Source organism: Streptomyces flaveolus (assembly GCF_014648815.1).
Lineage (GTDB): Bacteria > Actinomycetota > Actinomycetes > Streptomycetales > Streptomycetaceae > Streptomyces > Streptomyces flaveolus.
In genome coordinates, this window is the sequence record NZ_BMRV01000004.1 from 229,752 (window position 1) to 252,714 (window position 22,963).

The following is a 22,963-nucleotide window of genomic DNA, read 5'->3' on the forward strand; positions in this document are numbered from 1 at the left end:
CGGGGGCGTCGCCGTTCCCGGGCTATCGCCGCCACTCGAACACGTGCATCATGACCGGGGCGTTGTTCGGTGATGTGTGATGCGGACGGGGTGAACGGTGCACGTGCGAAGAAGCGCGCGGCGGACGGCCGGAGGCGCGGTGGCCCTCGGCTCCCTGCTGCTGCTCGTCGCCTGCGGCCACGACCCCTCGCACACCACGGGCGCCGACGGAGCCACGGCCACCGGACACGCCCCCGTCCGCGCCGCCCAGGCCCCGGCCCCGCTGCCCGTCCCGCACGGCAAGGGCAGCAGGACCCCCGACGACTTCAACGGCGACGGGCACCGCGACCTCGTCCTGAACGACCTCGTCAAGGCCGAGAGCCACGCCGACGACGCCGGCATAGGCATCGTCTACGGCTCGTCGCACGGACTCGTGCCGGGCGCCCGGCAACTGCTCTCCCCGGCCACGCACGCGGCCCGTGTGCAGGGCCAGTTGCCGGCCGTCTTCGAGGCGGAGGCCGGCTGCGACCTCGACGGCGACGGCTTCACCGACCTCGTCGTCACCACCGACCCGCCCTACGACGGCCAGGGCCGCCCCCCGGTGCCCCTCCAGCTCCTCTTCGGCTCCCCGGACGGATTCACCGGCCGCGCGGTGGTCCTGACCGTGCCCGGCCGGGCCCGGCTCGGCAACGACTGGCCGGACCGGCCGGTCTGCGGCGACTTCGACGGCGACGGCGCCGAGGACCTGGTCCTGCACGCGTCGGCCGGCCACCTCACCTATCTGCGCGGCCCCTTCACCCGCGAGGGCGTCCCGCACGCGGCCGGCGCCCCGCTCGCCTCGCCGGGCGAGGCCCCCACGGGCCCCTCCGCCGACGTGGACCGCGACGGCTACGACGACCTGGTCGTCCGCGCCTCGGCGGGCACCGGCACCGCCGCCGTCGTCCTCGGCGGCCCGGCCGGCCCCGCCCGCACCGGCGCCACCCTCCCGTCCGGCGTCGACGTGGCCCTCGGCGCCTTCGGCCGGGGCGCGTCCCTGGACGCGGCCGTGGGTGCCCCGACCGGCACGGCCCTGCGCTTTGACCTCCCCGCCGCCGCCCGCGGCACCCTGGGCGCCCCCGGCTCGGTGCTCGACGCCGCCGACTTCGACGGCGACGGCCTCAGCGAGCTGGTCACCGGCGGCACCCGGGTACGCGTCCTGCCGGGCCGCGAGACGGGCCCCACCACCCGGGGCGCGGTCACCGTGACACCCGCCGCCCGGGGCACCGCACGGGTCCTGACCGCCGGCGACTTCGACGGCGACGGCCGCGCGGACCTGGTGGTGCGGACGTACGAAGGGGACACCGAGGACTCCGTCGAGGTCCACCGCGGGGCGGCGAAGGGGCTGGTGACGCAGCGGGCCGCGGTCACGTTCTCGACGTCCCAGTTCCTGAGCCCGTAGGAGCCCGTAGGGGCCGTGCGGCGACGGCCCAGGTGACGCGGGGGGAGCCCTCGGGGCCACCTCGGGGGCCTCCCGTAGGGGATGTCACAGCTCGGCCGCAAAGGGCCCCCCGAAAGCCCGGCCCCCGCACGTCACTCTCCGGGACCAGGTACGTTCGAAGGCGTGGCTGGATTCAGGATCGGACGCGGCCGGGACAACGGCGCTCCTCACGCGCGACCGCAACACCCTCCGTACGGGCAGCAGACGCCGCAGGGACCGTCGTACGGCGCTCCCGCGGCGCCTCGGCAGCCGTACCCGCAGCAGCCGTACGGGCCCGGCGGCCCCGGCGGCGGGCAGTGGCCGCAGCCGGACGGCGGCCACGGGGAGCCGGAGTACTTCGGCGACGGCGGCCACCCGCACGGCGGACAGCCCCCGTACGACCCGTACGCGGCCAACAACCCGGGCCACACCCAGGCGTTCGCGATCGGCGAGGACCCCTACACCCAGGGCGAGACCTACCGCGCCGGCTCGGCGGCACCGCCCCCCGGACCGGTCGGCCCGCGCCTGCACTGGAAGGCCCTGCTGAAGGGCATCGTCACGGCCCCCAACCAGACCTTCCTCCAGATGCGGGACTACACGATGTGGGGCCCCGCCCTCGTCGTGACCTTCCTCTACGGTCTGCTGGCGGTCTTCGGCTTCGACGGCGCCCGCCAGGACGCCATCAACGCGACCCTGTCGAACGCGGTCCCGATCGTCCTGACCACGGCCGTCGCGATGGTGCTGAGCGCCTTCGTGCTGGGCGTCGTCACCCACACCCTGGCCCGCCAGCTCGGCGGCGACGGCGCCTGGCAGCCCACCGTCGGCCTGTCCATGCTGATCATGTCGGTCACGGACGCGCCCCGGCTGGTCGTCGCCATGTTCGCCGGCGGCGACGCGCCCTTCGTGCAGATCCTGGGCTGGGTGACATGGGTCGCGGCCGGCGCCCTGCTGACCTCGATGGTCAGCCGCTCCCATGACCTGCCCTGGCCGAAGGCGCTCGGCGCGTCCGCGATCCAGCTGGTCGCGCTGCTGTCGATCGTCAAGCTGGGCACGTTCTGACATCCGGCGCACGAAAAAGGGGCCCCCGGCGCGGGGCCCCTTTTCCGTGCGTCCGAGGCTCGGCTCAGGCGTCGAGCACCTGACCGTCCCGCCGCACGACGGGCGGCTGAACGCTCCACGGGAAGTTGATCCAGTCGTCGGTGCGCTTCCACACGTACTCGCACTGGACGAGCGAGTGGGACTTCTCATAGATCACCGCACTGCGCACCTCGGCGACCGTGTCGAGGCAGAAGTCCCGCACCAGCTTGAGCGTCTTGCCGGTGTCGGCGACGTCGTCGGTGATGAGGACCTTCTTGCGGGAGAAGTCGATGACGTTGGGCACGGGCGCGAGCATGACCGGCATCTCGAGCGTGGTGCCGACCCCGGTGTAGAACTCGACGTTCACCAGGTGGATGTTCTTGCAGTCCAGCGCGTACGCCAGCCCGCCGGCCACGAAGACCCCGCCACGGGCGATGGAGAGCACTATGTCCGGCTCGTACCCGTCGTCGGCGACCGCCTGCGCGAGCTCGCGGACGGCGACGCCGAACTGCTCGTAGGTCAGGTTCTCCCGTACTTCACTCATGCGCGCGTCCTGCTCATACCTGGGTCCGATGGAAGTTGATGAAGGACCGGGAGGCGGTCGGCCCCCGCTGCCCCTGGTACCGCGACCCGTACCGCTCGCTGCCGTACGGATGGTCGGCCGGCGAGGTGAGCCGGAACATGCAGAGCTGCCCGATCTTCATCCCGGGCCACAGCTTGATCGGCAGGGTCGCGAGATTGCTGAGCTCGAGCGTCACGTGCCCGGAGAACCCGGGGTCGATGAACCCGGCGGTCGAGTGCGTGACCAGCCCGAGCCGCCCGAGCGAACTCTTCCCCTCCAGCCGGGAGGCCAGATCGTCGGGCAGCGAGACGACCTCGTACGTGCTGGCCAGCACGAACTCGCCCGGGTGCAGGATGAACGGCTCGTCCCCCTCCGGCTCCACGAGCCGGGTCAGATCCGCCTGCTCGACGGAGGGGTCGATGTGCGGGTACCGGTGATTCTCGAACACCCGGAAGTAGCGGTCGAGGCGCACGTCGATGCTCGACGGCTGCACCATGGAGTCGTCGAAGGGATCGATACGCACCCGCCCGGAATCGATCTCGGCCCGGATGTCCTTGTCTGAGAGAAGCACGCACCGAGGATACGCAAGGCGCGCGGAGCAGCGACAACCGCCGCCGCGCCGCGCGCCCGGTACTGCTGGGGTCTCCGTGCCCGGAGGCCGGCTACCGCTTCGCCGACACCACCGGCACGGCACTCCGCAGCCGCGCACACCGCGGACATCGGACGAGCCGGCCGGGCCCGAGCCGCTCGGCCTGCTGCATCGGGAACGAGGCGGCGGTGAACACGTGCCCATCGGCACAGCGGAGGACGGTGCGATCCATCAAGTCCTTCAAGTCCCTTCCCCAAGAGCCGCGTCTGGCGAACTACCCTGACGACGAAAGCCACATTACGGGATCAAAGGAACGACCCTCCAGGCGGCACTCCGCCCTCCCGGACACCCTCGGGAACGCCCCCACGGTACGCCCCAACTCCGGCCCCCCGCAGCCGCTTCCTCCCCCTGAAACGCCCTCAGGCCCCACGGCGGAAACACCGGGGGCCGACGATGAGGTATGGTGAGCGAGCGTCCAGCACCGACTCCGGTCGGCGGCTTACGCGGGTGTAGTTTAATGGTAGAACATCAGCTTCCCAAGCTGAGAGCGCGAGTTCGATTCTCGTCACCCGCTCCATGAAGAAGCCCCTGGTCAGTGACCAGGGGCTTGCTTGTTGTCCAGACCGGTCTGGACGTCTCGCTTCGTCCTGGCCGCCTCTCGACCACGCAGCAGGCGAGGCAGCGGGGTCGGCCGATGGCCAGGGCGAAATGAGCGAAGAGGGCATACGGTCAGCCTGCGGCCGGTCCGGGCCCGTAATCCGCCTTGGATCCGCCAAGACCGTCCGCGAGGTGGGCCAGCCAGCCGCTCGGGGTGTACGGCGAGGGCGGGTCGGTCTCCATGCCCAGCTCGGCCATCGCGAGGGCGTAGTCGGACTCCTCGAGGGCCAGGGCGAGCAGTTCGTGGAGCTCGCCGGTGAGGCGGGCGACCAGTTGGGGGTTCGTGGTGGCGGTGTAGTCGCGTACGGCCGCGTCGTGGTCAGGGAAGCGGGCATGCCACTCCCAGTGGGTACGGGGCACGGCGGGGGGCGGGACCACGCCCTCCTCGATCGACCGCTTCAGATGGTCCGCGATCATGAACAGCCAGTCCTGGACCGCCGATTCGGGCAGACCGACGTCCGGCACGGGGTAGAACTCGCCGAGGCTCAGGCGCAGTCGGCCCGGTGGGTTGCGGGCGTACTCGCGGATCTGCTGTTCGGCTGTGGCCAGGGCCCAGGGCGGGTGTGCCAGGTGTGGCGCAGGTAGGCCAGAAGGGCTTCGCTCGGCCTGTCGGGCTCGTCGTCGGCCGGCATACTGGTGTACGCGCTGATCACCTGGTCCAGCTCGCCGTAGCGACGGTCGAACTCGAAGGGCTTCATGGACACGGCGCTGGACCTCTACAGGTAGATCGGGACGGTGGTGAGCACGACGAAGCCGTGCGGGCTGTTCGACTCACGCCTGAGGACGACACGCGCCGCGCGCACATCGACGGGCTCGCGCCCGGCGAGCATCATCGCCTGCAGCAGTACGCGGCCGACCGGCGTCTCACGGGAGGGCCAGGCGGCCTCGATGGTGAGGCGAGCGCGGGTGCCCTGGGCGAGCCAGCGGTGAATCCTCTGCTCGTTTCCGGTCACCACCTGCTGGGTGGCCCATTGGGCGGTTTTCCGGTCGGGATAGGTTGCGGATCTGGTCAGCAACGGTTGTCACCTCTCATCGTGGATCGAAGGACCAGATCAGCCCGACTTCCTCGTCGGACACCCAGAGGAGCCCCAAGTCCCAGGCGTACCGACTGATCGGTGAGCAGCTCGAGATCTGCTGATAGAAGTCGAGGGACGCGCCGCCTCCCCAGGTGTTCGTGAAGAACCGGGTCCCGTCGGAAAAGCGCGTGAGAATCACCCTGGCGTGCTTCTCCATTTCAGCCCGCTGTGCGGGAGAACGGGGGTCCTTGGAGACATCGAGATCGATGGTGGCCAGCAGCACGAGAAGCCGCACCACCGCGGAACGCGGAATCTCCCTGAGCCGGCCTCGCCATTCCGCCGCACCCGCCTCGTCCACGGGCGGGACGACGAAGGGGTAGGCCGGGTCGTCCTCCCTCTCCTCCTCGCCCTCGTCGGGATCGATGGTCCGCCAGGCCCGGGGATCCGCCGTCTCGCCCCGCATGACCGAGGCAACATCGTGCAGCCAATCCTCCCGCGTACGGAGACCGGCGGCGACAAAGGTGTACCGACGGTCGTACATCTCCACCGCCGACCACCAGGAGTCGGCATCCAAGGGCGTCGGCGTCCCGTTCTCATCGGGCATCGTTCCGTAGACCATCCAGACCTCGCTCATACGGGCATCGAGGTGAACACCAGGTAGGGCGGATCGAGGCTCGGATCACGCATGAGCCGCAGGGACACGCCCTTGGTGTCGTGCACCTCCGAAAGCTTGCTGCCGTCGTAGGTGACCCCCCTGCCGGTCACGGCGTCACCGGCGAGAGGGCCTTGCAACGGTACGGAGTCGGTCGTGACGGTGATGGACATGTCCGGCGGGTCTCCTGCCAGCCACCGGTCGATGTCGTCGCTGTTGTCACGCAGGCAGTATTGCGTCGAGCTCGAACTCGAGCATGGCCAGTTTGCCCGCGGCATCGCCGAACGCCTCGTGATAGGCCCCGACCGCCGCGTCCATGGCCTCCCTGTCCATGTGGGACCGGAAGGTCAGGACGACTTCCGCGACCACGAGCCCGACCGCGAGCCTGGTGAGTTCGAAGGGGTCGAGGCCCGTGGTCAGGTCCTTCACCGTCTTGTCCGCGGCCTCTTTGGCCAGGCGCGTGGTGGTTTCCGTGGTCTTCTGGCCCACGTCGGCCAAGTCGTCGAAAAGCTTCTGAATGGTGTTCGCGCTCTTGTCGAGGACCTCGATGATGGGGCGCCTGGTGGCGGGGTCCATTTTCCCGTGGGTCTTCCAGCTCCGGGCACCCTTCTTGGGTGTCACCTCGGCCCGCTGGTCACGGACTTTCCCCATGCCGTGGTTCCCCAGATCGTCTGGCAGAAGGCATTCATCGCGGCCTGCCATTCACCGTTGCCTTTGGGGTCGGTGATGTAGGAGATCGCCTCCGTGAAGTCGTCCGCCGCCTTCTTCACGCCTTTGGATGCCTCCCGCCACGCCCCGGCGATGTCGCGGAACTCCTCTTCCTTGACGCCCGGCGTGATCTCGTGGACGCGGCCGAGCCTCAGCCCTTCGTCGACCACGGGCTTCATGATGAACATGAGGAAATCCGGAACCTCCCCGAGGATCCCGGATATCGCCCACGAGTCGTGGTATTCCCCCTCCCCCCGCCACGTCAGGTCGTTCGGCGGGCCGTACTCGGGTGCCGTGGTGATCACCGCTAGAGGCTGCTTCTCCTCCGGGGGCGCGCCCTTGCCCTTGCCGGCCGCCCAGTCCGCCAGCACGTAGTTGTTCGCGGTCTGCCTGAGACCCACCGCCACACCGCCCACCGACACCACGCTCTTCGCCCACAGTTCCAGGAACTTCCCGGCGACGATGCCGTACCGATCGGCGAAGGAGTCCGCGCCCCAGCCCATTTCCGCGGACTGGCTGTATTGACCAGCGTCTCCGTCAATGTCTTCGCCTGCTTGTCGTAGTCGAACTGACCGTCCCGAACGACGAGCGAGGTGAAGTAGAGGTGCTGGGGCTGCACGTCGAAGCGCCCCACACCTTTGTTGGGCGGCGCGGTCCTGGCCTGGTCCCGCTCCCGCTGCCGCTGCTTGTCGGAGGGCAGATCAGCCATCAGGCCGCACCCCAGCCCCGCAGTACCGCCCTGTGCGCCGCCGCATAGTTGATCTCTCCGTTGACCACGACGTCGTGCAGCCACGCCTGGGTCGCCTGAAGGTCCGCTGCGGACCGGTCCCACTCGTCCAACTTGTCGATGAACACCTCGCGGGCTTCGCCCTCCCAGGTGAGGACCACCTTCTCCGCTCGCCGGTAGAGCAGGATCGCGGGCCGGCGCCGGAGCGGCAGCGTGGTGGGTCAAGCCCGGTGCTCATGAGCACAGCACGCCGCTTCCACTCGACAAGGGAAAGCGCCGAGGCGACCGAGGTCTCCGAGCCACCCCGGCGCGTGGGAGTCAGTACGCTGAGTGCAGCGGGATCGGACCCCCCACACAGTGTCCGGGAGGCGTGTCATGACTGCCGAGATGGTGGCCCCGGCGTGGATGCACCAGCAGATCACGGCCGAGGAGTACGAGGCGTGGTCCGAGGAGCAGTGCGCCGGCATCGAGATCGTGGACGGAATGGTCGTCGTGAGCCCCAGCGCCTCCAAGCGGCACCATCGGCTGGCTCGACTCCTGGCGAACGCCCTGGACGCCGCAGCCGGCCCCGACTGGAACGCCGACACGGATTTCGACGTCCGGCTCCAGGACGTCCCGCTGACCAATCGCCGCCCCGACGTCGTCGTCTACCGTGCGGACACGATCGACATCACGCCCACCCGTCCGGAGCACGTACTGCTGGTGGCCGAGGTGGTGTCGCCGGGCTCGGAGACCACCGACCGGATCGTGAAGGTGGACCAGTACGCCAAGGCCGGGATCGGCTTCTACTGGCGGATCGAGCAGGCCGTGACAGGTACACCGCTGGTGTATACGTACCTGCTCGATCCCGCGACGAGGACGTACCGCGAAGGGGACGTGTTCGCCGGCGCCCTGAAGATCACCGCCCCCTTCGCAGCGGAGATCGACCTCGGCCAGATCTGAACCGGCCGCAGGGCAGGCAGAAGGGCTGCTCAGCCTGCAGCGGTGCGCCCGGCAGACTCCTGCGGGTCATGTGCGAAAGCAACCGAGGCTCCCTCGGGGGAGCAGAGCCCGGAGGCGTGGACCCCACGCGGACACCGCCGCACCTCCGGTCGGACGGCTTCACCGTGCCGTGCCCACCGCGTGCCCTTCAGAGCGGACAGCTACGGTCAACAGGAGCACGTACCGAAGACGCGCACCATCATTGTTGAGCGCGTATCCGCAGGTCAGCGCGAGGGCGACCGCCCGAGCGCCCTCGCTTCCCAAGCTGAGAGCGCGAGTTCGATTCTCGTCACCCGCTCCAACATGAACCCCCAGGTCATCGACCCGGGGGTTCTTTGCGGTCTGGAGCAGGGGTCCCCTCACAGCAAGATTGGCATCGCAACGCTCGCAGGAGCCTCGGCCGAGAGAACCGCCACCGGGACATGCGGATCGGCCAGCCGTTCGCACCCCACGACCCGCGCCACATCGGCTATATCCGGAAGTGGCCGCCGTCAGCTTGCGGCAACTGTTGCTCCAACTGCCATCAGCACGACCATTCACGGGGATTGAGACCGCAGGCGAGGGGGAGGCGGCAGCAGCAACGGACCAGACCACAGACGCCAAGATCGGTGAGGTGGCTCGGAACGGCGGAGCGGTCGTCAAGGTTGGGTGGCGAGCTTCTCGACCCGGCGGGTGAAGACGCCGGGAAGACGTGCGCTGGGCACGACCGGGATCAGGGCCTGCTCGGCGCGGCGACGGCGTCAGTCAACGCGTTCGCCCCGACCAGACGTCGCCGACCTGTCGTGTCCGGCGCTGCGGAAGACGTCGGCCTCAGCGGACATCAGCGCGTCGGCCGGCGTCCTGGCCGTCCGCCCAGCGGATCAGGACTGGCCGCGGCGGGTGAGAGTGCTGATCACCGGAGTCAGCGACCGGCGTACCACCGTTGGCGTCCTGCTGGGGCACGCCGCCGGCGGATCCTCCGCCAGCCCCTCACCACCCGAAATACGCACCTGTCAGGCGACAGAGGCACGTCAGACGACGTCGTGGATGTTGTGCTCGGTCAGGTCGGATGCGTGCCGGGCGACAGTGCTGTAGTCGGCATCGTCGTGGAGGACGGTCAAGCCGTGGTGGGCGGCAGTGGCTGCGATGACAAGGTCTACTGCCGAGGCACTGCGGTGCTCCCCGGCCTGAGCCATACGGTGTTGCACCGCGCTGACCCAACGCCCTGCGTTCTTCGGCACCGCCGCATCGGGATAGAGATCGGAAAACATTTCCGCGATCTCGTCGTACTCGCGGCGGTTACGGGCGTTGTACAGGAACTCGGTGCGTTGCACGTAGCAGGATGCGATGGCTCCGGCATCGATCGCGTCGTACCAGGCCGATTGCAGTTTCGGCTCGCGGAGCAGCCTGACCAGGCCGGACGTGTCGAGCAGGTACATCACCGGCTGTGCTTCTCCGCCTTGTGCAGACGCTCGGCATCCTCGACGGCACCCCACTCACCGGCACGCTTGAAGTGGCGGCTGATGCGCGCCGCACGCTCCTGCTGCTCAGCGTAGAAGTTCAGGGCGAGGTTGACCGCCTCCTTCTTCGTCCGAACGCGGGCCAGAGCCATGGCGCGCTCCAGGGCGTCGTCGTCGATGTCGATCTGGGTCACGGACATACCGCACCTCCCAGGCAATGTTGGTGATGTACATAGAAGAATACGTCACCAACATAGACCGGTCCACATGTCGGCTCCCCGCGTATGCGGCCCGACCTCTGGTCGCGCCCGTGCCCACAGCGTGCCCGTAAGAGTGGACAACAACGATCGACAGCGGTGCGACCAAGCACTCACGCTTACGGTCGCCAGAAGACCTCCTTGACCAGCTCTTGCGTCGCCTTCTGGAACGCCGCGGCCATGGACATCGCGGTGTCGTCGACGTAGTTCAGCGCGGCGGTCAGGGTCTTGCTGCCGTCGGGCGTGCTGTACATCAGTGCCGCGTGGCCCGCCATGCCGCCGTTGTGGGTGATGACGGTGCCGCCGTTCTCGCCCGCGTCCTGCACGAACACGCCCAGGCCGTAGCCGGCCTTGGGATGCGGCCTGCACATCTCGGCCAGCAGTGGGGCCGGCAGGAGCTTGCCGCCCATCAGCGCGGAGATGAACGTGTGGAGGTCCTGGGTGGTGGAGATCATGTCTCCGCCGGTGGAGATCCAGGAGGGGTTCTGGCGGGTGACGTCGACCGTCTTCGGCTCGCCGGCGTCTTCGTACCGGTAATAGGCGTGGGGGTGCGGTTCGGGGATCTCCGGGTCGGTGTCCGGCACCACGGTGTCCGCCAGCCCGAGCGGTCCCAGGATCAGCCGCTGCATCTCCTCGGCGAACGAGCGGCCGGTGACCTTCTCGATCAGCAGCCTGGCCAGCACGTAGTTGGTGTTGGAGTAGCTCCAGTCCGTCCCCGGTTCGAACCGTGCCGGCTTGGACAGGGCCAGTCGTACCAGTTCTTCCGGCCGGTAGGTCCTGAACCGGTTGTCCACCCACTCCCGGCCCGCGGTCGTGGCGGCGATACCCGGCGCGAACGTCCCGTCGTCGTAGTACTCGCCGGTGAAGTTGAACACGCCGCTGGTGTGCTGCAGCAGCATCCGCACCGTGATCCTCGGGTCCAGCCCGAATCCGGGCAGGTGGTCGGCCACCGGGGCGTCCAGTCCGACCGTGCCCTCGGCCACCAGCCGCAGCACCACGGCCGCGGTGAAGGTCTTGGTGTTGCTGCCTATCCGGACGTGCCCGTTCACCGGCGGCTTCGCGGTCTCGCCCAGCTTGCGCACCCCGGCGCTGCCGCTCCACCCGCCCCGCTCGTCGTGCACGCGCATCGTCACCCCGGTGAAGCCGGACTCGACCATCTCGTCGATGGCCTTCTGCAGCTCCGGGCGGTCCCGGTCGGCAGGAGTGCTGGACATGGTGGTGTGCCCCTTCGGAATGGTTGCGGGTTTCGGCTGAGCGGACGGGATCGCCGCGGGGTGCCCCTCTTACAGGCTGCGGGCGCTGATGTCGCCGTAGGCGGTGGTCGCGTGGATGGTCAGGGCGGCGTCGGCGCCGTCGGTGTTCTTGAGCGCGTTGTGGATCCGGCCGTAGGAGGTGCCGGCGTCCAGGGAGGCGGAGACTCCGCGGGCGACGCCGACCGAGATCTCGCCGGACTCGGTGCGCAGCGTGACCGTGCCACCCATGGCCTCGGCGATGCGGAGGTCGCCCTTCTGGGTGCTGATCTGTGCGGAGCCGCCCAGACGGCCGACCGAGATGTCACCGGACTGGAGGGCGAGACGGGCGCTCGCGGTCTCGTCGAGCTTGACCGAGCCCTGAGCGCTCTCGAAGGAGACGTCACCGAGCCGTCCGACGCCCCGGAACTCTGCGAGGGACGTCTTCGCCTCGACGCGGGAGCCGGCGGGCAGCTGGACGGTCACCTCGACGGATCCGGAAGCGCCGAGGACCTCGTTCTTCGCCTCCGGGGCCTTGATCCGCAGGACGCCGTCGCCGTAGGCGACCTCGGTCCGCTCCGCCGCCGTCACGTCACGGCTCTTGGAGGCGTTCGCGGGGAGGACCTCGACCACGGTGTCGGACCGGTCGGCGGCGATGAACCGGACGCGGCTGGCGGGGACGTCGAGGACGGCGGTCACCGGGGTGGAGGTGTCGAACTTCTGCATCGTGCTCTCCTTCGACTCGTTGTTTCCAACGAGAGAAAAGCTACGTTGCCTTTCCAAACGCGACAACGAGCATGCTGCCCAATCACCTTGTCTGCGCAGGTAGATGCAGCAAATTCGTTGCAACGACTGTGACATCTAACGCAACGACCCGCTCGCGTCCGTTGCAATGGGTTGGGATTGAACGCTATCTTGCAGACCACCACGGACCACGAAGGAGACCGCGATGCCGGGAGGCCGACTCACCCAGCAGGAACGCCAGCAGATCGCGCTGGGGCTGGCCGACGGACTCGCCTACGCGGAGATCGCCCGGCGCCTTCAGCGCCCGACCTCGACGGTCACGCGCGAGGTGATGCGCAACGGCGGCCCCACCGCCTACCGCGCCGACCTCGCCCACCGCGCCACCGAACACCGCGCCCACCGCCGCAGGAAGGCCGCCTCCCGGAAACCCGGCACGCCCCCGCAGGCCCACGGACGCGACGCCGGAGCCGTACGCGAGTACGAGGAGTTGTTCACCACGGTCTTCATGCAATCGGGCCTGCCCAGGATGACGGCCCGGGTGCTGGCCGGCCTCTACACCACCGACGCCGGCAGCCTCACCGCCTCCGAACTCGCCGAGAACCTCCGGATCAGCCCGGCGTCCGTCTCCAAGGCGGTCGCGTTCCTCGAGAGCCAGGGCCTCATCCGCCGGGAACGCGACGAACGCCGCCGCGAGCGCTACGTGGTCGACGACGACGTCATGTACCAGTCCACGATGGCCAGCGCCCGCTCCATCGCTCACCTCGGCGAGGTCGCCCGGCAGGGCATCGGCGTCCTCGGACCCGACACTCCGGCCGCCGCCCGCCTGGAGAACATCGCCCGCTTCGTCGACTTCGTCTCCGAGAGCATCGCCCGCGCCGCGGACCAGGCCCGCGAGATCCTCCACACGAAATCCGGAACGGCCTCGGACAGCACTATCTGAACCGCCTTCAGGTCCGGCGTCCCGGGACAACCGGTCATCCCTTCGGTGCCGGTGACCCACCGTCACGCCGCCTTTGCGGGGCGAGGAGTAGGCTGAGGGGACCGAGGCCATTCGAGCACGCCGGTGGCGGACCGGCTCCGGCCCGGGTGACCGACGGCGGCTCATCGCCCAGAGTGGGGCCCCGCGTCCGCTTCCTACATCCGCTCTCCGGGTTGCCTGCCGCAGTCGTACCGGCAGTCTCGCGGGCCCCGAAGGCCCGGTCGCTCTCCCCTCACCCTGAGGTTCCGGCACAGCCCGAGAGACACAGCGACCAGCGGCCACCGACGTACGACGGCCGGGCACGGCGTCCCGCCCGCCCGGCGGGCCGAGAACGCCGATGGCCGTGATCGCCTCGCACCTACCTCATCAGAGAGAACTCAAGTGATGACCACCGCCCCGGCCCCACCGGCCGTCCTCCCCCCAATTCGCCTGCGCCTGTCACCCCGCGGCGGACTGCCGCGCCGGATCGACGGAGTGTGGTGGCCGCACTCACGCGACCTTCTGGCGCAGCTCCCGCAGCTGCTCGCCGCGCTGCCGACCGCGTGGGGCGACATCGCCGCCGTCACCGTGAACGCCGCCGCCTGGTCAGCGGCACCAGGGCGGATGCTCGTCGCCAACCAGGTCGTCCGCCTGCACAAGGCAGCCGCACCGCACACCCCGGACACCATCGTTCTGCTCTCCCCCGGCCACGGCCGCCGGGACCTGCTGGTCGTGCCGCCGGACACGTCGGAGGAAGCCGGCACCCCTCTCATGGCCACGGCGCTGGACGGCCCCGCGCCGGATACCGAAGGAGGAGTCTGAGGACCGTATCCGACGCGGGCGACGGACCCACAGGCCCGAGTGGGACCCACCGGGCGGGGCACCCGTGCACTTCGGGAGCTTGTGCCGTAGCGGGCACGTCCGTGTACGTGCCCGGCCCCCACACCTCCCCCACAGGGCGTCCCGTGCCATCCGCCCACCTCGGAGAGAGCTTGGCCACCATGACCACTGTCACGGTCCCCGCCCCGCGTTCCGACCACCCCGGCAGCGACTTCGCCCGGTTGTCGAAGAAGATCGCGGATGCCGGACTGCTGGGGCGCCGCCCCGGCTACTACACGCTGCGGCTCACCGCGGTGACCGCGCTCTACGCCACCGGATGGGCCGCGTTCGTCGTCGTCGGCCCCTCGTGGTGGACACTGGCGGTCGCCGCCTTCATGGCTGTCCTCTACGGGCAAGTGGCCCTGGTCGCCCATGACATGGCCCACCGACAGGTGTTCCGCCGCCGTCGCGCCAGCGAGGTGTCCGGGCGGATCGCCGCGACCTGGATCGGGATGGGTTACGGCTGGTGGCAGGACAAGCACACCCGTCACCACGCCAACCCCAACACCGAGGACCTCGACCCCGACATCGACCCCGACGTGCTCGTCTGGTCCCAGGACCAGGCCCGCGCCGCCAGGGGGCTGCCGCGCCTGCTCGGACGCCGGCAGGCGTTCCTGTTCTTCCCGCTGCTCACGCTGGAGGGCTTCAACCTGCACGTGTCGAGCGGCAGGGCGATCGCCAACCGCTCACTCAAGCACCGGACACTCGACGGCACCCTGCTGTTCGCGCACTGCGCGGTGTACCTGACCGCACTGTTCTGGGTACTGCCTCCCGGTATGGCGTTCGCCTTCCTCGCCGTCCACCAGTGCCTGTTCGGTGTCTATCTCGGTTCCGTCTTCGCGCCCAACCACAAAGGCATGCCGATCCTGTCGCCCGACAACCGCCCCGACTTTCTCCGCCGCCAGGTGCTCACCTCGCGCAACGTGGACGGCGGCCGCTTCACGGACCTGGTGCTGGGCGGACTGAACCACCAGATCGAGCACCACCTGTTCCCGAGCATGCCGAGCCCCAATCTGCGCAAGGCCCGCACCATCGTCCGGAAGTACTGCCGGGAACTGGGCGTGGACTACACGGAGACGGGGCTGATCACCTCGTACCGGCTGGTGCTCGCCAGTCTCCACCACGCCGGCGCCCCGCTGCGAAAGGCCCCCGTCCGGTCCTGACGGCCGAGTGCCGGTCAGGGAAGGCCGGAGCCGATGAGGTCGACGGCCCGGACCAGGGAACGCGCCGGACGGCGCAGGCTCAGGACGGCTCCGGTTCGCGCGGTGGCCTCCGAGGCCGCGGGGAAGACGTTCAGCCCACTGACGTCACGGAGGAAGCGGACCGCCGTGAGGTCGACCTCGACGGTGGGGCTGAGGTGATCACAGCATGGGATCCGCAGTGCTGGTGCTGGACGCGGTTGCTCCGTCGAAGACACTCCGCAGGACGAGCGGGGCGGGGGTCACGCCGGCTTCTTGTGGGTACGGCGTCGAGGGCGCAGCCGCACCGGTCCGCCGTCACGGTGCTCCGGACGCTCGACGGCACCGCTCGCGGCGGCCCGGCGGCGTGACTCCGTCTGCCGGGCAGGGAATTCCTGATCCGGCGCGACCACGCCGTCGCGACGGTAGTGGAAGGCAGTGATCCGGCCGCCGTGCAGCGAGTTGAGCCGGTGAATGAGGAACGCACCCGCCGCGACCACCGCCAGCAGCGCGATCACCGTCACGAGAATCTCCATGACCTCACGTCCTCTCCGGCCGGTCCGTCGGCGCCGCGCCGGCCGCCGAGCGACCCTGCGGAGGGATGACGGCAGTCCCGGCCTCGTGTCCCCCTTCGGACTCCCAGACCGCCACGCCGTCCCGGTCGGCCCCGGCACTCGCCGCCAGCTGCGCGGCATCAGCCATCAGGCGGCTCGCGGTCTGCGCGCGGCGGGGGTCGCCCGCGGCCGCCATCAGCCAGGCGGCCGCGGCAGGAGGCGTCCGCGGGGGAACCACCAGCAGGTTCCAGCGGCCCACGTGGTAGGAGAGCAGCAACAGCTCGTGCGGGTCCTGCTCGAAGCGGAACCAGCCCACCTTCACCACATGCCCGGTGACGGACACCTTGCGCGGGACGACCGGCCACAGCGCCGGATTCACCGTGACCCGGGTGATCCGTCCCCACAGCGGATCGAGAACCGACGCCAGGGCGGGCAGTTCGGCGGTGAGGTCGCGCGAGCGTGGCCACCAAGCGCCGTCCAGCAGGCGCGGCGCGGAGCCGACGGGAGCGAGCGACAGACGTACGGGAGGCGCGGAACATCGGCCTTCGCTTGTCGACGGGCGGGAGATGGTCGCAGTCATGACGCGCGCCCTGCCCCCGGACCGGCCGGAGCCGGCCCGGCGTATTCGATCGCCGATAACGACACAGGCGCGAATGCCCGTGCTCGAAATGTCCTCGGTCTCTTGAGCGTACTCCTCACGGCGCCCGAGCGGGCCGTACGTACGACCGCCCCTGTCTTGAGCGGCGTGCCCTCTGGGGAGATGCGAGCCCCGGAAAGTGGGAGGAGGGTGGAGTGAGGGGTTGCCGGCCGCCGAGCCGGGGCGCGGGGGCGGCAGGGACGCGTCGGGGGCTGGGGCGGCGAAGCCGCGTGCGACCCGAGCAGCCTGATTCCGCTGACTGGACTTGAGGCCATTCATGGAAACCGAAACGAAAGCCACCCTGGCCGCAGCCCTCGCGGCCGGCTACGTGCTGGGCCGCACCAAAAAGGGCAAACTCGCGATCGGGGCCGCCTCCGTACTCGCCGGCCAGGGACTACTGAGTCCCAGAGAGTTGATCATCCGCGGATTGCGCAAGGCGTCCGAGAGCCCTCAGGCCGCACAGCTGCTGACTCAGCTCCGTGGGGAGCTGGTGGATTCTGCCCGTTCCGCGCTGTCCGCGACCGCCGACCGCCGCCTGGGAGCGCTGGCCGACTCGCTTGAGCAGCGCACCAGCTCTCTGGTGAAGAAGCCCGGCGACGAGGACGAGGAGCCGTCCGAGGACTCGGAACCGGACGACCAGGAACCGGACGACCAGGAACCGGACGACCAGGAACCGGACGACCAGGAACCGGACGACCAGGAACCGGACGACCAGGAACCGGACGACCAGGAACCGGACGACCAGGAACCGGACGACCAGGAACCGGACGACCAGGAACCGGACGACCAGGAACCGGACGACCAGGAACCGGACGACCAGGAACCGGACGACCAGGAACCGGACGACCAGGAACCGGACGACCAGGAACCGGACGACCAGGAACCGGACGACGAGGAACCGGACGACGAGGAAGAAGAGGCACCGCCCCCTCGGCGCCGGGCGAAGAAGGCCCCGGCCTCCCGGCCAGCAGGAAAGAAGGCTGCCGCCGGCGAGGCATCGCCCCAGCAGCCGTAGGAGGTAGCCATGGCCAAGACGGAGGAGGAGACCACTCCAGCCGGCACCTCCGGCATGGACCGGCTCAAGGAGCAGCTGGCCGCGTTCGCCACAGCGCAGGGCCAGCGACTGGCGGACAAGGCCGGAGGCAAGATCAGCGACGTCGCGCAGGGCCTGGGCGACGTCGGCGAGGGCAACAGCACCTTGCTCGACGTCGGCAAGCGCGTCCTGGGTGAGGGGCAGTCGCCGGTCAAGGCCTTCCTCGGCGAGAAGGCGGGAAATGTGAAGGACAAGGTGGCCGGCGCCGTCAAGGGCGCCTTCGGCGGCGGTGGCAAACCGGGGAGTGTGAAGGTGACGAACATCGTCGAGGTCATCGACGTCGGCAAGCCACTGCGCACCGTTTACGACCGCTGGACCCAGCTCGAGGAGTTCAGCTCCTTCACCAAGGGCGTCCAGAGCGTCTCTCAGTCGGATGAGGTCGAAAGTGACTGGAAGGCCAAGATCGCTTTCTCCAACCGCAGTTGGAAGGCCACCGTCCGGGAGCAGATTCCCGACGAGCGCATCGTCTGGAATTCCGAAGGGGGCAAGGGCACCACGCGCGGCGCCGTCAGCTTCCACGAGCTGACCCCGGACCTCACGCGCGTCGTCGCCGTGGTCGAGTACTACCCGTCCGGCTTCTTCGAGAAGACCGCCAACATCTGGCGGGCACAGGGACGTCGCCTACGCCTCGACCTCAAGCACTTCCTGCGGCACGTCACCCTCTCCGACGACGAAGACCTCGAGGGCTGGCGCGGCGAGATCCGCGACGGTGAAGTGGTCCGTTCGCACGAGGAAGGTCTTGAGGACGACGACCAGGACGACGGGGACCAGGACGACGAGCCCGAAGAGGACGACGACCAGGACGAACGGGACAGCCGGTACGAGGACGAGGACGAGGACGAAGAGGATCAGGACGAATACGAGGAGGAGGACGAGCACGAGGAGGGGGATGAAGAGGGTCGGTAGGCGATGCTCATGAACTCTGCGAGCCGGCCGACGTCCTCGATCCGCTGTGGGGACGGACCAACCACGGTGCCGCCAACCCCCGTCACCGGACAGCTGTCCGGTGCGGCACCGTCGTCGTCAACGACCACGAGGTGAGGGTCGACTGCTTCGCCCCGGACCACGGGACCTGCTCGTGGTACCACCACGGGCCGCCGCGCCGTCGGCGGCTCGGCTGACGGCCGCCGCAAGCGCCCCATGAACGTCTCAGGGGCCGAAGCCCCTGAGGGTCCGAACCCGGCGGCCTCCCTCACGCCGACCGCTTCCGCGGCGTACGCAGAGTGACCGCGATCCCGGCCGCCGCCAGCAGGGTGCCGGCGACGGCGGTGGCGAGGGTGCCGGCGGTCCTTGCCTTCCTGCGCGCGTGACCGACGTCGTCGGCGTACGACCCCCATGCCGAATTCCCTGTCTCTGTGCGCCGGTTGCATGGTCGACTGGGGCCGACATCGCCACCGCCGGCCTCATCGGAGCCCCTCTTGTCCTTCCGCATCACTGCCCTCACCGACCCCGAGCGCACCGCGTCCGGCTATCGCCTCGCCTGGCTGGCCGGCGGGGACGGCGGGGATCCCCTCGGCTCCGCCTTCCTGCGGGTGTTCACCCGGGAGGGACAGGAGCACCTGGCCGAACTGCAGGTGAACGTGCACACGGCGGAGCGCCGCCGGGGGGTCGGGGCGCGGCTCGTCGAGGCGGCGGTGGCCGCAGCGCGGGAGGCCGGCCGGAGGGCGGTGGTGGCGCAGGCCGACGCGGGAACACCGGGCGACCACTTCCTCGCCGCACTCGGCTTCCGCAAGGTGCTGACCCTGACGTACGCCCGGCTCGCGCTGGACGCGTGGGACAGCGGCAGGGCCCGCGAGATCGACGCGATCGTCCAGCGGCCGCACCCCGGCTACCGTCTCGTCTCCTGGCGCGGCACCGTCCCCGAGGAGCTGGCCGAGACCTTCGCCGACTCGCGCCGCGCCATGGACGACATGCCCATGGACGACACCGACTACGGAGTCGTGGCCTGGGACGTCGAGCGGGTGCTGGCCGTCGCCAAGGCCGTCGCCGACCGCGGGGAGCTGCTCACCACGGTGGCGGCCGTCGACGAGTCGGACGGCTCGATCGTCGGTTTCTCCGAACTCGTCGTGCCGGGCGACGGCAAGGGCGACGGGCTGCACTACGGCACCGGCGTTCTGCCCGGGCACCGCGGCCACGGCCTCGGCCGCTGGATGAAGGCCGAGTCGATCCGTCTCGCCCGCGCGGACCACCCCGGACTCGGCGGCCTGGTCACCGACACGGCGGACAGCAACACCCCCATGCGGGGCATCAACGACGCACTGGGGTACGTCCCCACGCACCAGGCCCTGGAGTACCAGCTCGACCTGTGAGGCCGGGTTGTCCCTGAACTCCCCCGGAATTGTCCGTGATCGGTAACGGACGCATCCCGGGGCCCACTTCCCTCGTCCTGCCAGGTGGACTCGAGATGACCGAGGCGGACAACGGCGGGGAAGCGGGGCGGACATGGCGCGGCACAGTGGCGGGCGGGGTTGGTACGGCAAGGTCGCCGGGGCGGCGCTCGGGGTGACGATGCTCGCCGTCGGTGCGTCGGTGTGGACCGCGCAGGCCGACTCCGTGGGGGGTTCGTCGTCGCCGGGGGCGTCCGCGTCGGCCACGCCGGGCAGTGACGTCGAGCAGGTCGCGGTGACCATCGCGCACGCCTCGGACGCGGGGGCGCGCGGCGTCAACATCACCATCGACGACGGTCCCGACCCGGCGTGGACCCCCCAAGTGCTCGACCTTCTGCGGGAGTACGGGGTGAAGGCCACGTTCTGCGTGACGGGCACGCAGGCGCAGGCCCACCCGGACCTCGTGAAGGACGTGGTCGCGGCGGGGCACCGGCTGTGCAACCACTCGGTCTCGCACGACACCGCCATGGACAAGAAGTCCGAGGCCTACCAGTCGAAGGAGATCCTCGACGCCGAGCGCATGATCATCGAGGCGTCCGGGGGCGTACGGCCGATGTACTACCGGGCCCCGGGCGGCGCCTTCACCCCCTACAGCCGCAAGCTGGCCGCCTCCCACGGCATGCGCCCGCTGGGCTGGAACGTGGACACCAAGGACTTCGAGCGGCCCGGCACGGACGCCATCGTCGCCACCGTGGAGCGGGAGCTGCCCAACGGGCCGACGCTCCTCTTCCACGACGCGGGAGGCGACCGCTCCCAGACAGTCGAAGCCCTGCGCCGCGTCCTCCCCTGGCTCGAGGAGCAGGGCTACTCCTTCGGCTTCCCGGTCCGCTGAGCCCACGGCCGTCGGCCACACGCGGGGCACCGAGGAGACAGCGGGACCGAGCACCCTCGGGCGGCGCCACGCGGCGTCCGGGAGGGCGCGGAAAAAACGACCCGTCGGCCCGGAACCGCCACGCACCAGGCAGACTCTGAGGTGTAGTTCCGTTGACGGAGGAGGACTCGCGCATGATCACGCTCACCAAGGAAGACGGCCCGGCGGACCTGGACGGAGTGACCCATCTGTCCATCGGCGTCTCCTGGGACCCGACCGCCGGAAGCAGCGGCGGAGTGATGGGCAAGCTGCGCCGCAAGAGCGGTACCGACCTGGACCTGATCGCCGTCGCCATGCAGGGCGGGGACCCGGTGCGGCTCGCCGGGATCGACTCGCTCGACCCGATGGGGAACGGGTCGCTGCTCCACAGCGGCGACAACCAGACGGGTCACGGGGAGGGTGACGACGAGACGGTGACCGTCGAGTTCGCGCGGCTCCCGCCCGTGATCACGTCCATCGTGTTCATCGCCGCCGCCTACAAGAAGGGCAGTTCCTTCCAGAAGGCCCGCAACGTCAGCTTCAAGGTCTACGACGCGACCGGCGGCAGCACGCAGCAGGTCGCCGACATCTGGCCCAGCCTGCTCAGCCAGGACAACGGCTGCGCCGTGGCCAAGGCCGTGCGGGTCGGCGGTACGTGGAAGCTGGAAGTGATCAACGAGACGGGGAAGATCAAGCAGGGGGACGAGCACGCTCTGATGCGTTTCGCCGTCAGCAAGTAACGCCGGAGCGGCGGATCGACGGCACGGCAGCCGTTGCCCGGGGGCGGGGTCGGGGTGCGGGGGGTCGGGGTGCGGGCTTGCGGAGAGCCTTCGTGCCGATGGCCGTTTTCCGCCTCCGCCCGTCCGCCCGTTCCCCGGGGGACCGGCCGATCGGCGACCTGATACCGGCCGGGCAGGCGTGCCGCCTCAGTCTTCTTCCGCGGCGCCCGCGTCGCCGAGCAGGTCGCGCAGCAGCCGTTCGCCGGCCGGGTCGAGGCCGGTCACGAAGCTCGCCAGCACCGCGCCGCGGCGGTCGAGCACACCGGCGACAACCTCACCGGCGAGGGCGAGGGTGACGACGAGACCGTCAAGGTGAACCTCGCCGCCGTCCCCGCGGACATCGAGCGAATCGTCTTCCCGGTCTCCATCCACGACGCGGCCAATCGCCGCCAGCCGGGTCGTCAACCAGGCGGGCAACCAGGAACTCGCCCGCTACGACCTCTCCGAGGACGCCGCCACCGAGACCGCGATGGTCTTCGGCGCGCTCTACCGCCACGGCACCGGGTGGAAGTTCCGCGCCGTCGGCCAGGTCTACGCCTCCGGACTGGCCGGCATCGCCGCCGGCCTCGGCGTCAACGTCTGACGCCGGATCCCGCTCCCGGCCGGACTGCACTCGGATCGAACGGGCATGCGTAAGGGCGAGATAAAACCACCCGAGGGGCACACATGGAGATTTCAGGCATCATCAGCGCCGTCGTGATCGGCATCGTCATCGGTGTCCTCGGCCGGCTCGTCGTCCCCGGACGTCAGCGCATCGGCATCCTGTGGACCATCGCGGTCGGCATCGTGGCCGCCCTCATCGGATCGGCCCTCGCCGCCGCGTTCGGCGTCGCCGACACCAACGGCGTCGACTGGGTCGAGTGGCTCATACAGATCGCCCTCGCGGCGCTCGGTGTGGTCGCCCTCGACCGGGCCAAGGCCCGCCACTGACGGGCGCCGACCCCCTCGCGGCCGGTGTGCTCCTTGTCTCGGCAGGGGGTGGCGGCGGCGTTCGCGGCGTCTCCCCTGCCGAGACGCGCACGGGCGCGCCGGAAAGCCGTCGGCGGAGGTCACGGCGCCGCGAGGGGTGCGGCCGCAGGCGGACCCTGCTGTCGGAGCAGGGCAATATCTGTGGCCATGAGAGGAGAATTCGGCGTCACGCGCCGGGAATATTCCCCTCACGGCCGCCGGAGGCGGGATTATTCCACGCGTCCGGGCGATCACGGCGTGCTAGTGTCGATGGAAGTTGCAGTAGTGGTTGCCTGAAGGTTTTTCCGACGGGGTGATCATCGCGGCGACCGGAGCTCGCACAGGGCGGGCTCCGAGCACCGTTCCGAAGGAGATTCAAATGGCTACCGGTACCGTGAAGTGGTTCAACTCCGAAAAGGGCTTCGGCTTCATCGAGCAGGACGGCGGCGGCCCCGACGTTTTCGCCCACTACTCGAACATCGCCACCCAGGGCTTCCGCGAGCTGCAGGAAGGCCAGAAGGTGTCGTTCGACGTGGCGCAGGGCCAGAAGGGCCCGACGGCCGAGAACATCGTTCCCGCCTGACGCTCACGCACACTTCGCAGCTGGGGCCCGCACCTCAAGGGGTG

The 22,963-nt window shown here is 69.9% G+C and carries 26 protein-coding genes, 1 tRNA gene and 3 pseudogenes; 15 read left to right on the forward strand and 15 right to left on the reverse strand.

The window, feature by feature from the left end:
* Positions 1–97 precede the first annotated feature (97 nt).
* Both IEZ05_RS11980 and IEZ05_RS11985 read left to right on the forward strand, forming a co-directional pair.
* Positions 98–1,417 (forward strand): FG-GAP repeat domain-containing protein, encoded by a 1,320-nt coding sequence (locus tag IEZ05_RS11980; protein WP_189230042.1) that lies wholly within the window; start codon positions 98–100, stop codon positions 1,415–1,417.
* An 81-nt stretch (positions 1,418–1,498) separates the two neighbouring features.
* On the forward strand, positions 1,499–2,494 hold the full coding sequence (locus IEZ05_RS11985) for a Yip1 family protein (protein WP_189230043.1): 996 nt from the start codon (positions 1,499–1,501) through the stop codon (positions 2,492–2,494).
* Positions 2,495–2,558: 64 nt separating this feature from the next.
* On the opposite strand, the gene IEZ05_RS11990 is transcribed toward IEZ05_RS11985, so the two are convergent.
* Positions 2,559–3,056: a phosphoribosyltransferase gene (locus IEZ05_RS11990; RefSeq protein ID WP_189230044.1), complete on the reverse strand. Its 498-nt coding sequence runs from the start codon at positions 3,054–3,056 to the stop codon at positions 2,559–2,561.
* A 13-nt stretch (positions 3,057–3,069) separates the two neighbouring features.
* Positions 3,070–3,645: a dCTP deaminase gene (dcd, locus tag IEZ05_RS11995; protein ID WP_189230045.1), complete on the reverse strand. Its 576-nt coding sequence runs from the start codon at positions 3,643–3,645 to the stop codon at positions 3,070–3,072.
* 521 nt (positions 3,646–4,166) lie between these two features.
* Between dcd and IEZ05_RS12000 the strand changes: the two genes are divergently transcribed.
* A tRNA-Gly gene (locus tag IEZ05_RS12000) sits at positions 4,167–4,240 on the forward strand.
* Between the two features lie 152 nt (positions 4,241–4,392).
* Here IEZ05_RS12000 and IEZ05_RS12005 read toward each other — a convergent pair.
* From IEZ05_RS12005 to IEZ05_RS12035, 7 genes and pseudogenes are all read right to left on the reverse strand, one after another.
* Positions 4,393–5,024 (reverse strand): annotated as a pseudogene (locus tag IEZ05_RS12005) (contact-dependent growth inhibition system immunity protein).
* 12 nt (positions 5,025–5,036) lie between these two features.
* Positions 5,037–5,336, reverse strand: a complete 300-nt coding sequence (locus tag IEZ05_RS12010) for an RNase A-like domain-containing protein (RefSeq protein WP_189230046.1) — start codon at positions 5,334–5,336, stop codon at positions 5,037–5,039.
* Between the two features lie 13 nt (positions 5,337–5,349).
* On the reverse strand, positions 5,350–5,970 hold the full coding sequence (locus tag IEZ05_RS12015) for a hypothetical protein (RefSeq protein WP_229869686.1): 621 nt from the start codon (positions 5,968–5,970) through the stop codon (positions 5,350–5,352).
* A complete protein-coding gene (locus IEZ05_RS12020) occupies positions 5,967–6,161 on the reverse strand; it encodes a hypothetical protein (protein WP_373298757.1) in 195 nt (64 codons plus the stop codon). Before IEZ05_RS12020 ends, IEZ05_RS12015 begins: the two co-directional genes overlap by 4 nt.
* Before the next feature lie 46 nt (positions 6,162–6,207).
* Entirely contained in the window at positions 6,208–6,639 is a 432-nt protein-coding gene (locus IEZ05_RS12025) for a hypothetical protein (RefSeq protein ID WP_189230048.1), read from the reverse strand.
* Positions 6,606–7,199: a hypothetical protein gene (locus IEZ05_RS12030; RefSeq protein WP_189230049.1), complete on the reverse strand. Its 594-nt coding sequence runs from the start codon at positions 7,197–7,199 to the stop codon at positions 6,606–6,608. The genes IEZ05_RS12025 and IEZ05_RS12030 overlap by 34 nt, the downstream gene beginning before the upstream one ends.
* 205 nt (positions 7,200–7,404) lie before the next feature.
* Positions 7,405–7,605, reverse strand: a pseudogene (locus IEZ05_RS12035) (WXG100 family type VII secretion target); the annotation flags it as partial.
* A 193-nt stretch (positions 7,606–7,798) separates the two neighbouring features.
* On the opposite strand from IEZ05_RS12035, the gene IEZ05_RS12040 reads away from it, so the two are divergent.
* On the forward strand, positions 7,799–8,365 hold the full coding sequence (locus IEZ05_RS12040) for a Uma2 family endonuclease (RefSeq protein WP_189230050.1): 567 nt from the start codon (positions 7,799–7,801) through the stop codon (positions 8,363–8,365).
* Positions 8,366–9,414: 1,049 nt separating this feature from the next.
* Here IEZ05_RS12040 and IEZ05_RS12045 read toward each other — a convergent pair.
* The 4 genes from IEZ05_RS12045 to IEZ05_RS12060 all read right to left on the reverse strand — a co-directional run bounded on the left by IEZ05_RS12045 (position 9,415) and on the right by IEZ05_RS12060 (position 12,190).
* Positions 9,415–9,825 (reverse strand): PIN domain-containing protein, encoded by a 411-nt coding sequence (locus IEZ05_RS12045; protein WP_189230051.1) that lies wholly within the window; start codon positions 9,823–9,825, stop codon positions 9,415–9,417.
* Entirely contained in the window at positions 9,822–10,043 is a 222-nt protein-coding gene (locus IEZ05_RS12050) for a type II toxin-antitoxin system VapB family antitoxin (protein ID WP_189230052.1), read from the reverse strand. Before IEZ05_RS12050 ends, IEZ05_RS12045 begins: the two co-directional genes overlap by 4 nt.
* A 176-nt stretch (positions 10,044–10,219) precedes the next feature.
* Positions 10,220–11,314: a serine hydrolase domain-containing protein gene (locus IEZ05_RS12055; protein ID WP_189230053.1), complete on the reverse strand. Its 1,095-nt coding sequence runs from the start codon at positions 11,312–11,314 to the stop codon at positions 10,220–10,222.
* Positions 11,315–11,383: 69 nt separating this feature from the next.
* Positions 11,384–12,190 (reverse strand): DUF4097 family beta strand repeat-containing protein, encoded by an 807-nt coding sequence (locus IEZ05_RS12060; protein WP_373298758.1) that lies wholly within the window; start codon positions 12,188–12,190, stop codon positions 11,384–11,386.
* 88 nt (positions 12,191–12,278) lie between these two features.
* Between IEZ05_RS12060 and IEZ05_RS12065 the strand changes: the two genes are divergently transcribed.
* The 3 genes from IEZ05_RS12065 (at position 12,279) to IEZ05_RS12075 (ending at position 15,073) form a co-directional block, all read left to right on the forward strand.
* Positions 12,279–13,013 (forward strand): GbsR/MarR family transcriptional regulator, encoded by a 735-nt coding sequence (locus IEZ05_RS12065; RefSeq protein WP_189230055.1) that lies wholly within the window; start codon positions 12,279–12,281, stop codon positions 13,011–13,013.
* A 423-nt stretch (positions 13,014–13,436) separates the two neighbouring features.
* Positions 13,437–13,853: a DUF5994 family protein gene (locus tag IEZ05_RS12070; protein ID WP_229869687.1), complete on the forward strand. Its 417-nt coding sequence runs from the start codon at positions 13,437–13,439 to the stop codon at positions 13,851–13,853.
* Between the two features lie 179 nt (positions 13,854–14,032).
* The gene (locus tag IEZ05_RS12075; protein WP_189230056.1) at positions 14,033–15,073 is read left to right on the forward strand and encodes a fatty acid desaturase family protein; all 1,041 of its coding nucleotides are present in this window, start codon (positions 14,033–14,035) and stop codon (positions 15,071–15,073) included.
* Positions 15,074–15,351: 278 nt separating this feature from the next.
* Here IEZ05_RS12075 and IEZ05_RS12080 read toward each other — a convergent pair whose 3' ends face one another.
* Together IEZ05_RS12080 and IEZ05_RS12085 are read right to left on the reverse strand one after the other, a co-directional pair.
* Entirely contained in the window at positions 15,352–15,612 is a 261-nt protein-coding gene (locus tag IEZ05_RS12080) for a hypothetical protein (protein WP_229869688.1), read from the reverse strand.
* 16 nt (positions 15,613–15,628) lie between these two features.
* A complete protein-coding gene (locus IEZ05_RS12085; RefSeq protein WP_189230058.1) occupies positions 15,629–16,222 on the reverse strand; it encodes a DUF5994 family protein in 594 nt (197 codons plus the stop codon).
* Between the two features lie 334 nt (positions 16,223–16,556).
* Here IEZ05_RS12085 and IEZ05_RS12090 point away from each other — a divergent pair, with 334 nt between their 5' ends.
* From IEZ05_RS12090 to IEZ05_RS12130, 8 genes and pseudogenes are all read left to right on the forward strand, one after another.
* A complete protein-coding gene (locus tag IEZ05_RS12090) occupies positions 16,557–17,294 on the forward strand; it encodes a hypothetical protein (protein WP_189230059.1) in 738 nt (245 codons plus the stop codon).
* Positions 17,295–17,303: 9 nt separating this feature from the next.
* On the forward strand, positions 17,304–18,278 hold the full coding sequence (locus IEZ05_RS12095; protein WP_189230060.1) for an SRPBCC family protein: 975 nt from the start codon (positions 17,304–17,306) through the stop codon (positions 18,276–18,278).
* Positions 18,279–18,790: 512 nt separating this feature from the next.
* Complete coding sequence (locus IEZ05_RS12100) at positions 18,791–19,681, forward strand: GNAT family N-acetyltransferase (protein WP_229869689.1); 891 nt, start codon at positions 18,791–18,793, stop codon at positions 19,679–19,681.
* Between the two features lie 133 nt (positions 19,682–19,814).
* Entirely contained in the window at positions 19,815–20,591 is a 777-nt protein-coding gene (locus IEZ05_RS12105) for a polysaccharide deacetylase family protein (protein WP_189230062.1), read from the forward strand.
* A 173-nt stretch (positions 20,592–20,764) separates the two neighbouring features.
* On the forward strand, positions 20,765–21,349 hold the full coding sequence (locus IEZ05_RS12110) for a TerD family protein (protein ID WP_189230063.1): 585 nt from the start codon (positions 20,765–20,767) through the stop codon (positions 21,347–21,349).
* A gap of 288 nt (positions 21,350–21,637) precedes the next feature.
* Positions 21,638–21,971 (forward strand): annotated as a pseudogene (locus tag IEZ05_RS12120) (TerD family protein); the annotation flags it as partial.
* A gap of 83 nt (positions 21,972–22,054) precedes the next feature.
* Positions 22,055–22,318, forward strand: a complete 264-nt coding sequence (locus IEZ05_RS12125; RefSeq protein WP_189230064.1) for a GlsB/YeaQ/YmgE family stress response membrane protein — start codon at positions 22,055–22,057, stop codon at positions 22,316–22,318.
* A gap of 397 nt (positions 22,319–22,715) precedes the next feature.
* On the forward strand, positions 22,716–22,919 hold the full coding sequence (locus IEZ05_RS12130) for a cold-shock protein (protein WP_189230065.1): 204 nt from the start codon (positions 22,716–22,718) through the stop codon (positions 22,917–22,919).
* Positions 22,920–22,963: the final 44 nt, after the last annotated feature.

Bases quoted from the DNA above. Each gene is read 5' to 3' on its own strand.
- IEZ05_RS11985 (WP_189230043.1), top strand. From the start codon at position 1,499: ATGTCACAGCTCGGCCGCAAAGGGCCCCCCGAAAGCCCGGCCCCCGCA.
- IEZ05_RS12055 (WP_189230053.1), bottom strand. From the start codon at position 11,314: ATGTCCAGCACTCCTGCCGACCGGGACCGCCCGGAGCTGCAGAAGGCC.
- IEZ05_RS12110 (WP_189230063.1), top strand. From the start codon at position 20,765: ATGATCACGCTCACCAAGGAAGACGGCCCGGCGGACCTGGACGGAGTG.
- IEZ05_RS12025 (WP_189230048.1), bottom strand. From the start codon at position 6,639: ATGGGGAAAGTCCGTGACCAGCGGGCCGAGGTGACACCCAAGAAGGGT.
- IEZ05_RS12060 (WP_373298758.1), bottom strand. From the start codon at position 12,190: ATGTCACAGTCGTTGCAACGAATTTGCTGCATCTACCTGCGCAGACAA.
- IEZ05_RS12085 (WP_189230058.1), bottom strand. From the start codon at position 16,222: ATGACTGCGACCATCTCCCGCCCGTCGACAAGCGAAGGCCGATGTTCC.
- IEZ05_RS12105 (WP_189230062.1), top strand. From the start codon at position 19,815: ATGGCGCGGCACAGTGGCGGGCGGGGTTGGTACGGCAAGGTCGCCGGG.
- IEZ05_RS12040 (WP_189230050.1), top strand. From the start codon at position 7,799: ATGACTGCCGAGATGGTGGCCCCGGCGTGGATGCACCAGCAGATCACG.
- IEZ05_RS12030 (WP_189230049.1), bottom strand. From the start codon at position 7,199: ATGGGCTGGGGCGCGGACTCCTTCGCCGATCGGTACGGCATCGTCGCC.
- IEZ05_RS12020 (WP_373298757.1), bottom strand. From the start codon at position 6,161: ATGTCCATCACCGTCACGACCGACTCCGTACCGTTGCAAGGCCCTCTC.
- IEZ05_RS12070 (WP_229869687.1), top strand. From the start codon at position 13,437: ATGACCACCGCCCCGGCCCCACCGGCCGTCCTCCCCCCAATTCGCCTG.
- IEZ05_RS12075 (WP_189230056.1), top strand. From the start codon at position 14,033: ATGACCACTGTCACGGTCCCCGCCCCGCGTTCCGACCACCCCGGCAGC.
- IEZ05_RS12130 (WP_189230065.1), top strand. From the start codon at position 22,716: ATGGCTACCGGTACCGTGAAGTGGTTCAACTCCGAAAAGGGCTTCGGC.
- IEZ05_RS12065 (WP_189230055.1), top strand. From the start codon at position 12,279: ATGCCGGGAGGCCGACTCACCCAGCAGGAACGCCAGCAGATCGCGCTG.
- IEZ05_RS12050 (WP_189230052.1), bottom strand. From the start codon at position 10,043: ATGTCCGTGACCCAGATCGACATCGACGACGACGCCCTGGAGCGCGCC.
- IEZ05_RS12125 (WP_189230064.1), top strand. From the start codon at position 22,055: ATGGAGATTTCAGGCATCATCAGCGCCGTCGTGATCGGCATCGTCATC.
- IEZ05_RS12095 (WP_189230060.1), top strand. From the start codon at position 17,304: ATGGCCAAGACGGAGGAGGAGACCACTCCAGCCGGCACCTCCGGCATG.
- IEZ05_RS12090 (WP_189230059.1), top strand. From the start codon at position 16,557: ATGGAAACCGAAACGAAAGCCACCCTGGCCGCAGCCCTCGCGGCCGGC.
- IEZ05_RS12015 (WP_229869686.1), bottom strand. From the start codon at position 5,970: ATGAGCGAGGTCTGGATGGTCTACGGAACGATGCCCGATGAGAACGGG.
- IEZ05_RS11990 (WP_189230044.1), bottom strand. From the start codon at position 3,056: ATGAGTGAAGTACGGGAGAACCTGACCTACGAGCAGTTCGGCGTCGCC.